Origin of the sequence: Actinoplanes sp. NPDC051494, from assembly GCF_044454705.1 — a bacterium.
Classification (GTDB): Bacteria; Actinomycetota; Actinomycetes; order Mycobacteriales; family Micromonosporaceae; genus Actinoplanes.
Genome location: NZ_JBITDZ010000002.1, coordinates 98,784 through 113,081 on the forward strand (window position 1 = coordinate 98,784; position 14,298 = coordinate 113,081).

The window sequence follows — 14,298 nt, forward strand, 5'->3', positions numbered from 1 at the left end:
GTGATTCGGAGCCCGACCCATGCCCACGACTTCTGAGCCCCTCGCCGGCCGGCGAGGGGCCACCGGGCCGTCAGCGGCACCCGTGTTGCGCGGAACACACCTCGATCTGCGTTACGGCCGGACCACCGTCGTGCACGGCGTCTCCGTCACCCTGACGTCCGGCCAGGTCACCGCACTGATCGGCCCGAACGGCAGCGGGAAGTCCACGCTCCTGCGCGCCCTGGCCCGGCTGCACCGCGCCGACGGCGGCGACATCACGCTCGGCGCCGCACAACGCCCGGTGTCGCTGCTCAACGTGCGCCAGTTCGCCCGCGAGGTCACCCTGTTCGCCCAGTCCCGCCAGGCCCCGCACGGCCTCACCGTGACCGAGGTCGTCGCGTTCGGCCGCCACCCGCACCGGCGCCGCTTCGCCGGGCCGTCCGCCGCCGACCGCACCGCGATCACCGACGCGATGCGGGTCACCGGTGTGCACGACATGGCCGCCCGGCCGGTCGGCGAACTCTCCGGCGGCGAGATGCAACGCGTCTGGCTCGCCGCCTGCCTGGCCCAGCAGACCGGCGTCGTCCTGCTCGACGAACCGACCAACCACCTCGACCTGCGCTACCAGATCGAGACCCTCGACCTGGTCCGCGACCTCGCCGACGACCACGGCGTCGCCGTCGGCATCGTGCTGCACGACCTGGACCACGCCGCCCGGGTCGCGGACACGCTCCTGCTGCTCGACGCCGGCCGCGTCCACGCCGCGGGTCACCCCCACGACGTGCTCACCGCCGAGAACCTCAGCGAGGTGTACGACCTGCGCGTCGAGGTCGAGACCGACCCGCGCACCGGCCGCCTGCGCATCGACCCCGTCGGGCGGCACCCCGCCCGCACTCGCACCACCCCAGGAGAGAAATCCGCATGATCAGTCTCACCCGCATGGCGGCCACCGCGGCCCTCGCCGTGACACTCACGGCCTGCGGCACCACGGACGTCGAGGAACCCCAGGCCGGCGCCCCGTCCGCCCCCGCGTCGCAGACCTGCGCCGACGACACCACCACGACCGCCACCGGCCCGGTCTCGATGACCGACGGCCTCGGTCGCAAGGTCGAACTCACCAAGCCCGCCCAGCGGGTCGCCGTCCTGGAATGGCAGCAGACCGAGGACGTCCTCACCCTGTGCCTCACCCCGGTCGCGGTCGCCGACGCCAAGGGCTACGGTACCTACGTCAAGGCCGAGACGCTGCCCGCCGACGTCGTCGACACCGGCGAACGCGGCGAACCCGACCTCGACGCGCTCTACGCCACGAACCCCGACCTGATCATCGTCGAGGCGTTCAAGGCCGACGACGAGATCATCACCAAGCTCGAGAAGCGCGGCGTCCCGGTCCTCGCCACCGTCGGCGCCGACGCCACCGGTCAGATCGCGAACATGAAGAAGGTCTTCTCGATGATCGGTACGGCCACCGGCCGCACCGAACGCGCCGACGCGGTCCTGCGCCAATTCGACGAGCACCTCGCCCAGGCCAAGACGAAGGTCGCCGCCGCGAACGTGACCGCCAAGGACTTCCTGTTCTTCGACGGCTGGATCGAGGGCGGCAACGTCGTCATCCGCCCCTACGGCAAGGGCGCCCTGTTCACCGAGCTCGGCGAACAGCTCGGCCTGACCCCGGCCTGGACCGACGCCGTCAACAAGGCCTACGGCAGCGGCGGCGTCGACCCGTCGTACGGCCTCGCCCAGACCGACATCGAGGGCCTCACCGCCGTCGGCGGCGCCACCCTGTTCTACTCCGACGACCAGACCCCGGAGAGCTACGTCCCCGAACTGCGCAAGAGCAGCATCTGGACCGCCCTGCCGGCCGTCAAGGAAGGCCGCGCGTACGCCTTCCCCGCCGGCGTCTGGGGAGCCGGTGGACCCCTGTCGAACGAGCAGGCGATCGACGCGTACACCGAGATCCTGACCAAGTAGTGAGCACCAGCGTCAACGACGGCCGCCGGGTGAGCGGGGCGGCCGTCCTGGCCGCCCTGCTCCTCGCGGTCGTCGCGGCCGGGCTGTGGCACATCACCCAGGGCACCTCCGGCATCGGATCCTGGGACCTGCTGCGCTACCTGCTCGGCGCCCGCGAGGACGTCGGCGGCGTACCCGTCACCGACGTGCTCACCGGCTCCCGCCTGCCGCGCGTGCTCGCCGGCATCGCGGTCGGCGTCGCCCTCGGCTCGGCCGGCGCCCTGCTCCAGTCGATCACCCGCAACATGCTGGCCGCCCCGGACACCCTCGCCGTCACCGCCGGCTCCTACTTCGCCCTGAGCGCCGTCGCCGCGTTCGGCCTCGCCGTACCCATCTGGGCCTCCGGCGCCGTCGCCTTCGCCGGCGGCCTGATCGCCGCAGGACTCGTCCTCGGCCTCGTCGGCACCGCCTCGGGCACCGCGTCGACCCGCCTCATCCTGGCCGGATCCGCCGTCGCCATGGCCCTCGACGCGGCCACCGCCATGCTGCTCATCCTGTTCAAGGAGAGCACCACCGGCCTGTACGCGTGGGGCAGCGGCTCGCTCGCCCAGCTGAACCTCGACGCCGCCACCCGCGCCGCCCCCGTCATCGTGGTCGTGCTCGCCGCCGCCCTGCTGCTGTCCCGGCGACTCGACGTGCTCGGCCTCGGCGACGACGCGGCCGCCTCCCTCGGCGTACCCATCCGCTCCACCCGGATCGCCACCGTGCTCTGCGCGGTGCTGCTGACCAGCATCTCGGTCACCCTCGCCGGGCCGATCGCCTTCGTCGGGCTCGCCGCACCGGTCGCCGTACGCCTCGTCGCCCACCGCGTCGGTGCGCTCAGCCGGCACGTCTTCCTCATCCCCGCCTGCGGCCTCGCCGGGGCCCTGCTGGTGCTCCTCGCCGACAGCGTCCTGCGGGCGGCCCTCGGCCCGCAGGCCGCCGCGTCCATCCCCACCGGCGTCCCGACCTCGCTGCTCGGCGCCGTGGTCATCGTCATCCTCGCGCTGCGGCTCCGCGACGCCGGGGCGGCCCGCGACGCACCCCGCACGCACGTCGCCATCCGTTCCCGCCGCCGGTTCCTCACCGTCGTGGCCGTCGCCGCCGTCCTGCTCGCCGCGACCGCCCTGACCGGCCTGCTCGCCGGCAGCCTGTGGCTGCGCACCGGCGACATCCTGCTCTGGCTGCAGGGCACCGCACCCGACCTGATCGCCCGCGCCCTCGACGACCGGGCCCCGCGGGTCGCCGCGGCCGTCGCCGCCGGCGCGGCCCTCGCGCTGGCCGGCACCGTCGTGCAGGGCACCGTGCGCAACCCGCTGGCCGAACCGGGCGTACTCGGCATCACCGCCGGCGCCGGCCTCGGCGCGGTGATCGTGGTGACCTCCGGCCTGGCCGGCGGGCGCACCACGCTCGTCGTCACCGCCGTCGCCCTGGGCCTGGGCACGTTCGCCCTCATCGCCGTGCTGGCCTGGCGCGGGGGACTGCTGCCGGACCGGTTCCTGCTCATCGGCATCGGGTGCGGCTACGCCCTCAGCGACATCAGCACGTTCCTGCTGCTGCGCGCCGACCCGTGGGACACCCCGCGCATCCTCACCTGGCTCTCCGGCACCACGTACGGGCGCACCTTCGCCGACGTCCTGCCGGTCGCACTCGTGCTGGTGGTCGCCACTCCGGTGGTCCTGGGCCTGCGCCGCCAGCTCGACCTGCCGGCAATCGACGAGGACACCCCCAGGATCTTCGGGGTACGCCGTGACGGCGCGCGCCTGTCGCTGCTCACCATCGCGGCGGTCGTCGCGGCGGTCAGCGTGGTCGCGGTCGGTGTCGTCGGCTTCGTCGGACTCGTCGCCCCGCACATCGCCCGCAGCCTCATCGGCGTCCGGCACGCCCGGATCATCCCGGTCGCCATGCTGATCGGCGGCCTGCTCGTCGGCGCCGCCGACACCCTCGGGCGCACCGTCATCGCCCCCGCGCAGATCCCCGCCGGGCTCATGATGGCGCTGATCGGGGCCCCCTACTTCATCTGGCTCCTGCGCCGCTCACGCCAGTGATGAAATCCCTGATGAGCGCACTGATCAGCGCGGGGCGCTCGGCCACGAGGTGATGCGAGGTCCCCGGCACGACGCACAACCGCGCGCCGGGGATGGACGCGGCAATGCGCAGGCTGTGGCCCGGCCGGATCGTGTCGCGGTCACCCGACATGATCAGCACCGGCGCCCCGATCCGGGACAGCTGTGCCGGATCGATGTGCGGTTCACTGGTCCACAGCCGGAACAACTTGGCCAGGACGACGTCCGCGTGCCCCGGCCCGTCCGGCGACAGCCGCTCGTAGTGCATCCGCTCGACGTCCGGGCCCTCCGCCCGCTCGATCGCGTCCAGCACCGGGCCGTCACCGGCCTCCTGCGTGAACACCGACGGATCCAGGTTCGCGCTGATGGCGGTCAGTGAGCGCACCCGCTCCGGGTGCTCGAGGGCGAGCAGCAGACCGATGATCGCCCCGTCGCTGTAACCCACGACGTGCGCCGGCCCGATCCCGGCCGCGTCCATGTACGCCAGGGTGTCGGCGAGCCCGCGCGCGTACCCGTACTCCTCGTCGATGTCGGCCGAACGGCCGTGCCCGGGACGCTCGAACGCGAACACCCGATGATCCGGCACCAGCGCGTCGGAGGGGGCCCGCAACGACTCCAGGGAACAGAAACCGCCGTGCAACAGCAGGACGGGCTCACCCGCCCCGGCCACTTCCGAGTACAGGTCGACACCGTTGATCCGCAGGTACGTCATGGCTCAGTCGTTCACGTGGGCGGTCATCGTGACGGTCTCGAACCGGCCGGCGGCGAGGTCCGGGGTGAGGGCCAGGTAACGCAGCCGGGAGTCCTCGGCGGGGTCGCTGCCGGTGGACAGCAGCACCCGGCACTGGTCGCGGAGCCGGTCGAAGAGCTGTTCCCGCTCCTCGTCGGTCCCGGCCCGCCCGGGTTCCTGGGCCATCCACCACTCGGGCGCGTCCTCACCGTTGGGGTAGCCACCCAGGGCGAAAACACTGTGCACCGTCGCCAGCTCGTCCCCCACGGCCATGGCGATGTCGCAGAGCGCGTCGTAGGCGTAGTAACCGCTGTTGCCCGGTGCCTCGACCTCCGGCGTGGCGTAGTAGTCGGCCCGCTCGTGGACGTCGATGTGTTCCGCCGGCGGCTGGTGCTCCGACGCGATCGACGGGTCCGGGACGTGGATCACCCGGCACTGCTCGGAGAAGATGGCCTCCGAGCCGTCCCAGAAGAACAGCAGCTCGCCGGACTCCGGATAGGGCAGGTCCAGCTGATCGCGGGGGATCGCCGCACAGTCCAGCGCGCCGAGGAAGGTGAGCTCGGCGGGCCAGCCGACGTCCGCCGGCAGGCGGGGCAGGCCGCCGTAGCGGAAGACGACCCCACCGTCGTTGGCCCGCTCGTGCAACGCGACCCGGGGACGCAGGGTGGCCAGGAACGTCTCGGCCATGGCCCCGGGGATCTGCCGCCCGGCCGCCACCTCGCGGAAGCGCTCCTTGAAGCCGGCAAGGACGAACCCGGTCTCTGTCACGCCAGGAAGCTACCACCGCCCCGGGAGCAGCCGGCGATCCAGCCAGGCGAAAGCCTCGTCCTGCATCGCCGGATCGAAGACGTGGCCCAGCCCCGGCCGGAGCTTGGTGACGAGGCGGTCACCGGCCCGCTGCGACGCCCACACCGCCCGCATCTTCGCGTACGCGACGTCGACCCCGGCCCCGGTGAACAACGTGTCGAGCGCGCCGTTGAAGACCAGCATCGGCCGTGGCGCGGCGATCGAGGCCACGTCGGGGATGTCCAGGAACCGGCTGAGACCGGGATGCACCATGTGGAACGCCGACCCGCCCCGCAGCGTGTTGTTGCCCGCGACCATCATCTCCTTCAGGCCGGTCATCCAGCAGACGGCGACGGTCGCGGCGATGTGGTCCGACAGCGCGGCGACCTGCCAGGCACGGTAGGAACCCATCGAGAAGCCGACCGCCGCGATCCGGTGCCGGTCCACCACCGGCAGCGCCGCGAGCAGACCGGCGGCTCGCGTGTCCTCGAACGCCAGCAGCCCGGCCAGCGACGAGCCCAGATGGAACATGTTGCTCGCCAGCGCCTGCTGCCCCGCGTAGTCCAGGCCACCGCGGTCACCCCAGCCGAGAGCGTCCACGGCGAGCACGACGTACCCCCGGGCGGCAAGCTCGTTGCCCACGAAACGACCCCCGAAATACCGTCCGGCACCAGCAGCGGGGCCCGGACCCGGCTGGTACGGGTGACATTGAAACGGATCCGCCGTTGCCGATAGCCGTCACGCGGCTGCTAGTCGACGAGCTCCACGTCGTACGGTGTCCGGTCCTCGGGTTGCCACAACAGTTCCCGCACCTGGGCCCGGGCCCGCCGCTTCCATGCGCCGAACGGGCCGTGGCTGTTGGCCTAGGACAGTGGGAAGTCGAGTTCCGCCTTGAGCTGCTCGGCGAAGACCGGCATGGTGCCCTCGACCACCGACGGCCCCTCCGGGGGAACGGCGGGCGATCCGGCGGCGGGAGTCCTCGCTGCGGCGCGACCGTCCGGATCTGGCCGCGCCGCTGCTCGAGCCCAGGTTCAGGCGACGTCGATGGCGTCGATCTCGGCGAAGTTGGCGCCCTTGCCGTACGCGATCGTGTTGTCGCCTGCTTTGAGGGTCACGGTGCGTTCGCTGAACTGCCAGTTGTCCCAGCCGGTGTACGGGTAGTCCACGGTGCCGGCGGCGGTGTTGTTGACCCACAGGGCGTGGCCGGCCGCGCCCGCGTCGGATCCGTTGGCGTATCGGGTGGACAGACGGTAGGTGCCGGCCCGGGGGACGTACACCGTGAAGGTGACCCGGCTGTCCTCGAAGTCGATGCCGCCGACCACGGTGCCGTTGCTGGCGCCGCCGGTCGCGTAGCGGGCGTTGGCCCGGGTGAAGGAGGCGTCCTCGGCCTCGTAGCGGATCTTGGCACCCTCCACGATGGGCCGGCTGCCCTGCCAGTCGAGACGCTGGGAGTACACCGCGCGGTAGGTGTAGTCCGGGTTCCAGCCGTGGAAGATGATCCGGTCCCTGCCGTCCGGCCCGGTCACGATGTCCTGGCCGCCGGGGCCGCGCACCGAGCCGGCGAACGCGTCGGTGGTCATCAGCGGTGCCGTGGCCTTGGTGTACGGACCGCGCAGGCTCGTCGCCGTGGCGTATCCGCTGAGGTAGCTGCCGTTGCCGAAGAAGTTGGCGGAGTAGAACAGCACGTACGTGCCGCCGTGCTTCCACAGTGTCGGCGCCTCGACGAGCGTGCCCTCGTACGGCTTGTTCTGCTTGATCAGCTCGGTCGTGGTGCCGGTGCGGCGCAGCCCGTCGGCGCTGACCTGCTGAAGGTGCAGCCAGGTGTCCTGGGCGCAGCAGTTGCCGTCGTTCTTCCACAGAAGGTAACGGCGCCCGTTCTCGGTGAACGAGGAGGCGTCGATCACCCCGCCGGTCTCCGGCGTACAGATCAGGCTGGTGTCGCGGGGCACGAACGGGCCGCCGGGTGCGGTGGCGGTGGCCGCTCCGATGCACTGCTTGCCGGAGGCGCGGTCGTGCGCGGTGTACCACATGACGAAGCTGCGCGGCCCGGTCGCGAACACCTCGGGTGCCCAGACGCCGTGGTCGCCGGACCCGCCGGACGGGAACGACCAGTCCGGGTCGGCCCACGCGCCCAGGGTGGGCAGCGCGTCGGTGGCCTGCACCCGCCAGGTGACCAGGTCGGTGGAGGTGGCCCACTTGATATTGCGGCCGTCGCTGTTGGTGGCGTAGGCGTAGTACGTGCGGCCGACCTTCATGACGTCCGGATCGGCGAAGTTCTGGTCGATGACCGGGCCGGACGCGACGGCCGCCGACGGGGTGGCCGTCGCGGTGAGCAGGCCGCCGGCCAGCGCGAGCATGGCGGTGACGGCGGTCGTCACGCGCAGGACGGAACCGTGCCGGGCACGGGACTGGATCATGGATGCTCCACTGAGGTCGGTGGGATGTCACCTCATGATGTTTCCGTCTGGTTTCCTGTCAAGCGGTGACTGTCAGGCGGTGACCTTGCCGGGGGAGCGGCGGCGCAGGACGTGGTAGGCGATCGCGGTGGCGGCACCCGCGGTGACGATGACGGCGGCGACGACGGGGTGCAGGTCCTTGGACAGGCTCGGGGCGCGGTCCGGTCCGGCGGCCCAGAGGAGTAGTCCGGTGAGGTAGGACCCGGCGAGAGCGAACGCCCACCCGCGCAGGGCCCGGAGTCCGGGGTTGCGCAGGACGGCGACCAGCACGACGGTGACCGGGACGATGGCCAGCATCGCGAACTGACCGATGACGAGCACGGGCACCGACCAGGCGGAGATGATGACGGCCCGGCTCTTGACGATCGACATGACATCTCCTTGATGTTAAACCATCTTGCATTAGTTACAGGCTATAACACCAGAAGGTGCAGGTCAATAACTCGCGTGAAGGTCCGTAACTCAGGTGGTACGCCGTGTGCATTTATATGCCGCCTATCGGGGTAGCGAGCCCAATTCCGGTGGTGTCGGACACGGGCGGACCTGCCACAGTGGGATGAGCCCTGATGATCAATTCCAATGATCATGTCGGGCTGTCTATTGAGATCCCTGCGAGTCTCCACTCGCCGCTGTGAACTGCGCAAACACGCGATGTGCCGGGCCGGGAGCTCGGGGGCGGACGACTGTGGGGTCGGTGGTCGGCAACGGAATGTTATGCGTCGGTTACAATTTCCAGAGCGTTCGGCCGGTGCCGGGGTTTCCGGTGACTCCGCCTTCCGGCAACGGGGCACTGTAACGGGGAGGTACGTTTGCGCATCGCAATTCTCGGGCCACTCGCCGCTACGCATCACGGGCGGCCGGTCGCTCCGACGGCCGCCAAGCCCCGCACGGTGCTGGGGTTGCTCGCCGCGTACGCCAACGACGTGGTTCCGGTGGAGACGTTGATCGCCGAACTGTGGCCCGACGCGCCACCGCGTAACGCCCGGACCACCACCCAGACCTACATCCTGGGCCTGCGGAAGCTCATCCATGCCGCCGCCGAGGCGGTCGGCGCCGTGCCGGACGCCAAGCAGGTGCTGGTCACCACGCCCGTCGGCTATCTGCTGCGGGTGCCGCCCAGCTCGGTGGACGCCGGGCACCTCGAGCGGTTGGCCAACGTCGGGCACCGCGCCCGGGAACGCCAGGACCACCAGGGGGCCGCGCGCGCCTTCGCGGAGGCGCTGAGCTGGTGGCGCGGACCGGCCTTCATGGACGTGCAGGCCGGCCGCAAGCTGCGGGTGTACGCCCAGCGGCTCACCGAGATCCGGCTCAACGTGCTCGACTGCCGCATCGAGGCCGACCTGCGGCTCGGCCGGCATCACGAGCTGCTCGGCGAACTGTCCACGGTGACCGCGCAGCACCCCACGCACGAGGGCCTGGTGGCGCATCTGATGCTGGCGCTGTACCGCTCGGGACGCCGGTGCGAGGCGTTGGACGCCTATCAGCGGCTGCGTGCCGCACTCGTCGCGGAGCAGGGCCTGGAACCGGCACCGGCGCTGGGCCGGCTGCACCGGTCCATGCTCAACGCCGACCAGGCGACGACCGATCTGACCGAGACCTGGCAGGCCACCCACGGTCCGGCGCGCCGGACCGCGCCACAGGCCCGCATCCCGGTGGAGGCAGCCGCGATGCCGTGGTCCGTGGCACCCCAGGCCTGAATCCGGGCAGCCTGACACCGGGTCGCGGGGTGCCGCTGCCCGGCGTCAGAGGGCGGCCGGGCCGCGCAGCGTCACCGGCAGCGCGGCCGGCAGGCGGCTGAAGCGGTTGCCGGTGATCGCGACGTCGGCAACCGCGGGCACCAGGGCCAGCCGCGGGAAGCGATGCAGCAGCCGGCCCAGCCCCTCCTGCAGCTCCACGCGCGCGAGGGGTGCACCGAGGCAGTAATGCGCGCCCGCCCCGAACGCGAGGTGCTCGCCCGCCGCGCCCCGCCCGGGGTCGAACCGCTCCGGGCCGGGCACCCGCCGCTCGTCACGCCCGGCGGCCTCCGTCGAGGCGAACACCGGTGAACCGGCCGGGATCGGCACGCCGTCGAGCACCACGTCGGTGGTGGCGTGCAGCATGCCCGCGAAGCCGGTGCCCGCCTGGGCGTAGCGCAGGATCTCCTCGACGGTGGCCGCGATGCCGATCTCACCACGGCGCAGCCGGGCCAGCTCGGCCGGGTGCTGGAACAGGGCGAGCAGCCCGTTGCCGAGCTGGGTAGCCACGGTCTCGAACCCGGCGACGGTGGTCAGCAGAACCGTCGACGCGAGGTCACGGTCGCGGAATCCGGTCCCCGCGGCGGTGATCAGCCGGGACACCGCGTCGTCGCCGGGCCGGGCCCGGCGACGCTCGACGAGTGTCAGCGCCGCGGTGTGCAGACCGGACATCGCCGTGGCGAAGGCGGTCATCGACGCTCCACTGCCACGCAGCGCGCGGGCCCACGCCTCGAACGCCGGGCGCAGGTCGGCGGGCACATCGAACAGCAGGAACAGCACCCGCAACGGCAGCTGGAAACAGTAGCGGCCGATGAGGTCGACCGGCGCGGGCGCGACCGGGCAACCGTCGAGCAGCTCACCGGCGATCCGGCCGACCGCCGGGCGCAGCGCCTCGGCCTGCCGCGCGGTGAACACCTGCTGCGTGACCCGCCGCCAGCGGGCGTGGTCGCGCGGGTCCGCGATGAACAGTCCGAAGTCGAAAGCGGCGCCGGGATCGGCGGCCCGCTCGCGTACGGGCCGGCGGCTGAAGCGGTCGTCGCCGAGCACCGCGCGTACCTGCTCGTGGCCGCTGACCAGGAAGCCGGTCGCCCCGCCGGGCAGCCGGACCCGCGCCACCGGGGCGTCACGGCGCAGCCGGGCCAGCTCGGGTGCCTGCTGGAAAGGGCAGACGGCGGCGAACGGGTACGCCGGTGCGGCGTTTTCGGTGCTCATATCGGAAAAGTAAGGCCGGGCGCGGCATCGTCGCAAGCCGATGTAATGGCGCTGTAGTGGTCCTGCAGTGATGCTGAAGAATGAATTCCCGGAACCGGGATAGCATGGCGAAATGGCGAACGACGACGCGCTGTACTGCTCGATCATCCTGTGGGACCTGTCCCGTTCGGGCCAGACGGTGGCATCGCTGCGGGCCTACCTGCGCGACAGCGCCGTCGACGCGTATGCGCAGGTCCCGGGGCTGCGGCAGAAGACGTGGATCTCGTCGACGGGCCCGGAGGGCGAGACGTGGGGCGCGGTGTATCTGTGGGACAACGCGCAGGCGTTGTACGGGCGCCCGCCCGCCGCCTCCCAGGTGGGTCGCCTGATCGGGTACATGCCGACCAGCCGGCAGTATTTCGGCGTCGAGGCCACGGTCGAGGGCGTCAGCACGGTCGGTGCTTTGATTCCCGGGCTGGGACTGGCATTTCAAGGCCCGGATGCACCGGTGCACGCCCGACCGCAGGAATACATTCCGCAGGGCGCGCCGGTCATTTCCTTCGACAGTTTCCGCCCGGCCGGTCCCAGCCGATGATCAGGCCAGGGTGTCCAGGACGGTCATGGCGTCCGTGCCGCTGAGCGCCTCGCAGGCCCGGCTCACCAGGTGGCAGGCGAAATACCGCTCCGCCAGCGACATCCCGGCGGTGTGCAGCACCAGGTACAACAGGCTGGTGGTCAGGCGTACCGCCAGGAACGCCGGATCGCCGCGCAGATAGTCCTGCAGCGCCCCGGACGCCCCGGCCTTACGGTGGAATCCGCTGGCCGCCAGATCGTCGGCGTGCGTGCGCGGGTCCGGCGGTGCCGCCACCGTCACCTCCCCACCGCGGAACGCGTCGAGGAAGTCCGGGCGCGTCACGGTGACCGCGGTGTGCCAGTGGCGGGCGGGTCCGTCGGGCAGTGTGCCGGCCCGGGCCTGGTCGAGCACCCGGGCGACGGTCGCGTCGATGCCCGCCTTCGCGGCGTGGTATCTGGCGTCCATGTCCGCGCGGGCGGCGCCCGGATCCCGGCAGGTGGCGAAGTACGCCTCGGCATGGGACCGGAGACTGAGGAAACCGAGCGGCACCCCGTGCAGCCGCACCGCCGCCGCACCCGGCGCGGCCGACGGGCCCTGCGTGGCCAGATGGGCCGTCAGCACGGCCAGCGCCGCGTGCAGCAGGGTGGAGCGCCGGCCGGCACCGAGGCCGGCCAGCTGCGCCACCGCCGGGGCGGCGCGGTGCAGCAGGCCCCGGGTGAGCGAGGGCAGGGCGGGCCCGCCGAAGACCGGCCCGGCCAGCGGCACCAGCCGGGCGGGCCGCACGACCGCGACGCCGGCCGTCGCCGCTGGACCGCCCGGTGGGGTGGGGGAGACGGCCGCGCTGTACCACCGCGTCAACTCCGCACCGTCGTGCGTCCGGGCCTGGACGTACAGCGCCGGCTCGCCGCGGGCGGTGACGTCACGTACCAGCAGAGCCCCGGTCCCGGGGTGCGGCAACCGGCCCGCGAGGGTGGCCACGGTGGCGCACCACCGCTCGGCCGGCACCGCGATCTCCAGCTCCCACCAGGTCATCCGGTCATCCCAGCTCCGGCTGCGACATCGCCATCTCGAACGCCAGCTCGATGAGGGTCACGCCGACGTTGCGCACCGGCAGCCGGATGCCCCGCTCGTCGCTGATCAGCCCGCGTCCACGCAGGAAGTCGACCAGCGGGGCGATCGCGGGACGGGTCAGCACCTCGTCGAGCTCGGTGCCGGTCGCCACCAGCCACTCGTCGCGCAGAATGCCGTCGAACATCGCCAGGCCCGCCTGCAGGAAGGAGATCAGCACCCGGTCCGAGCCGGCCGGCACGGCGATGTCGAAACCGGTCGGGTCCTGCACGTAGCCGTGCAGCTGGCCCTTGCGGTGCGACAGGAACTCCTGGTTCACCAGGGAGATCGCCCCGGAGCCCAGCCCGACGGTGTCGGCGCGCAGCTGGAAGTACATCGCCGCGAACGGGGAGACCTTGCCGAAGTACCCGGACGCGTACTCGCTGAGCCCGCCCGCGGTGATCTGCCGGCGGGCCTCGGTGAACAGGTGCTTCTGGTCGCGGACGTACGCGCTCTTCTCGTCGCGGTCCATCTTGCGGCGCATGAACGTGCCGGGGGTGGGCCGGAACGAGTACAGCGACAGGTGGTTGATCGGCAGTTCGAGCGCCTGGTCGATGGTGCGGCGCAACTCGTCGGAGCTCTGGTCCGGGAAACCGGACATGATGTCGATGGACACGTCGTCGAACCCGGCGGCGCGGGCCGCGTGGGCGATCCGGATCGCCTGCGCGGCGTTGTGGCGCCGGCCGAGGCGCTTGAGGCGGTCGTCGTCGAAGGACTGCACGCCGCTGGAGACCCGGTTGAAGCCGAGGCCGCGGAAGAACTCGAGCTTGCGTTCGTCCACGGTGTCGGGACTGCACTCGATGGTGGCCTCGGCGACCGTGCCGAGGTCGAACGCGTCGCGCAGGGCCGTCATCACCCGGGTCGCCTCGTCCTCGTCCAGGCTGCTGGCCGTGCCGCCGCCCCAGTAGACGACGTAGGGCATGGTGCCGGGCCCGGTCAGCTGGGCCCCGCGCGCCTCGATCTCGCGGCACAGCGCGGCGATGTAGTTCTGGCGCACCGAGTCGCCGGGTTTGCGCAGCAGGTCCTTGTTGGGGACCGCCTGCACCCAGTCGCAGAAGGTGCAGCGCGAGTGGCAGAACGGCACGTGCACGTACAGCATCAGCACCCGCTGGTCGGCGGTGCTGCTGGGGAGCTGGGGCCGGATGCCGGCGGTGGGTGCGAGATTCATGGGCCGTCCTTACCGTCAAGAGCTATCCGATGACCGGGGCACCCGCGACGAGGCCGCGGGTGCCCGGTGAGCAGTCCGTCAGGACGAGCAGGAGCAGCTGCACTCGCACGTGGTGCAGGACGCCGACATGACCTTCGCGACGACCTCGCTGTCCTCGAGACGGCTCTCGTCGAGGAACTCCGAGATCTCCAGGTCGTCGATGTCCAGCGACGACAGGTCGTGCTCGACCTTGGTGATCTTTTCCATGGTGCCACCTCTTCTGTATGGGTCGAAATGGTCCGGGGTGTCGGCCCCACCGCTGAAGTTAGGGATTGCTGCGAAGTGGTGTCAAGGAATTGCGCGCATTTTCTGGAGAAATAGAAAGGCGCTATATTCTCGCTACAGGATCGCGTCAATGCTGGCTCACAACGGGCCTATCCTGGGATGGAAACGACTACCGCTATTTGCTGTACGGCCAGCTCAGGACCGTTTTGAGCAGACGATGCATCCTGTTATCACTGCATCACAGAATTGTCAACGACG

General features: G+C 71.4%; 14 protein-coding genes. 5 read left to right on the plus strand and 9 right to left on the minus strand.

Annotated features, from left to right (window positions below; genetic code table 11):
• Positions 1-19 precede the first annotated feature (19 nt).
• From ACIA6A_RS07325 to ACIA6A_RS07335, 3 genes are read left to right on the plus strand one after another with little or no spacing between them, the layout of a single operon-like run.
• Entirely contained in the window at positions 20-904 is an 885-nt protein-coding gene (locus tag ACIA6A_RS07325; protein ID WP_396096582.1) for an ABC transporter ATP-binding protein, read from the plus strand.
• Complete coding sequence (locus ACIA6A_RS07330; protein WP_396096583.1) at positions 901-1,947, plus strand: iron-siderophore ABC transporter substrate-binding protein; 1,047 nt, start codon at positions 901-903, stop codon at positions 1,945-1,947. The genes ACIA6A_RS07325 and ACIA6A_RS07330 overlap by 4 nt, the downstream gene beginning before the upstream one ends.
• The gene (locus ACIA6A_RS07335) at positions 1,947-4,013 is read left to right on the plus strand and encodes an iron ABC transporter permease (protein ID WP_396096584.1); all 2,067 of its coding nucleotides are present in this window, start codon (positions 1,947-1,949) and stop codon (positions 4,011-4,013) included. Before ACIA6A_RS07330 ends, ACIA6A_RS07335 begins: the two co-directional genes overlap by 1 nt.
• On the opposite strand, the gene ACIA6A_RS07340 is transcribed toward ACIA6A_RS07335, so the two are convergent.
• From ACIA6A_RS07340 to ACIA6A_RS07360, 5 genes are all read right to left on the minus strand, one after another.
• Entirely contained in the window at positions 3,982-4,743 is a 762-nt protein-coding gene (locus tag ACIA6A_RS07340) for an alpha/beta fold hydrolase (protein WP_396096585.1), read from the minus strand. The genes ACIA6A_RS07335 and ACIA6A_RS07340 overlap by 32 nt on opposite strands.
• 3 nt (positions 4,744-4,746) lie before the next feature.
• Complete coding sequence (locus ACIA6A_RS07345) at positions 4,747-5,529, minus strand: DUF1963 domain-containing protein (RefSeq protein ID WP_396096586.1); 783 nt, start codon at positions 5,527-5,529, stop codon at positions 4,747-4,749.
• A gap of 9 nt (positions 5,530-5,538) precedes the next feature.
• A complete protein-coding gene (locus ACIA6A_RS07350; RefSeq protein ID WP_396096587.1) occupies positions 5,539-6,189 on the minus strand; it encodes a dienelactone hydrolase family protein in 651 nt (216 codons plus the stop codon).
• A gap of 389 nt (positions 6,190-6,578) precedes the next feature.
• Positions 6,579-7,964 carry a family 43 glycosylhydrolase gene (locus ACIA6A_RS07355; RefSeq protein WP_396096588.1) on the minus strand — a complete coding sequence of 462 codons (1,386 nt, stop codon included), beginning with the start codon at positions 7,962-7,964 and terminating at the stop codon, positions 6,579-6,581.
• 72 nt (positions 7,965-8,036) lie between these two features.
• Positions 8,037-8,375 carry a hypothetical protein gene (locus tag ACIA6A_RS07360; protein WP_396096590.1) on the minus strand — a complete coding sequence of 113 codons (339 nt, stop codon included), beginning with the start codon at positions 8,373-8,375 and terminating at the stop codon, positions 8,037-8,039.
• 437 nt (positions 8,376-8,812) lie between these two features.
• On the opposite strand from ACIA6A_RS07360, the gene ACIA6A_RS07365 reads away from it, so the two are divergent.
• On the plus strand, positions 8,813-9,700 hold the full coding sequence (locus tag ACIA6A_RS07365) for a BTAD domain-containing putative transcriptional regulator (RefSeq protein ID WP_396096591.1): 888 nt from the start codon (positions 8,813-8,815) through the stop codon (positions 9,698-9,700).
• 45 nt (positions 9,701-9,745) lie between these two features.
• On the opposite strand, the gene ACIA6A_RS07370 is transcribed toward ACIA6A_RS07365, so the two are convergent.
• On the minus strand, positions 9,746-10,948 hold the full coding sequence (locus tag ACIA6A_RS07370) for a cytochrome P450 (protein ID WP_396096592.1): 1,203 nt from the start codon (positions 10,946-10,948) through the stop codon (positions 9,746-9,748).
• 112 nt (positions 10,949-11,060) lie between these two features.
• Here ACIA6A_RS07370 and ACIA6A_RS07375 point away from each other — a divergent pair, with 112 nt between their 5' ends.
• Positions 11,061-11,522: a hypothetical protein gene (locus ACIA6A_RS07375; RefSeq protein WP_396096593.1), complete on the plus strand. Its 462-nt coding sequence runs from the start codon at positions 11,061-11,063 to the stop codon at positions 11,520-11,522.
• Here the strand turns inward: ACIA6A_RS07375 and ACIA6A_RS07380 are convergent, their stop codons facing one another.
• The 3 genes from ACIA6A_RS07380 to ACIA6A_RS07390 form a co-directional block, all read right to left on the minus strand.
• Positions 11,523-12,533, minus strand: coding sequence for a hypothetical protein (locus ACIA6A_RS07380; protein ID WP_396096594.1), 1,011 nt, complete (start codon positions 12,531-12,533; stop codon positions 11,523-11,525). It abuts the gene before it with no gap.
• A gap of 4 nt (positions 12,534-12,537) precedes the next feature.
• Entirely contained in the window at positions 12,538-13,776 is a 1,239-nt protein-coding gene (locus ACIA6A_RS07385) for a coproporphyrinogen-III oxidase family protein (protein ID WP_396096595.1), read from the minus strand.
• 78 nt (positions 13,777-13,854) lie between these two features.
• Positions 13,855-14,022 carry a thiocillin/thiostrepton family thiazolyl peptide gene (locus ACIA6A_RS07390; protein ID WP_396096596.1) on the minus strand — a complete coding sequence of 56 codons (168 nt, stop codon included), beginning with the start codon at positions 14,020-14,022 and terminating at the stop codon, positions 13,855-13,857.
• Positions 14,023-14,298 lie beyond the last annotated feature (276 nt).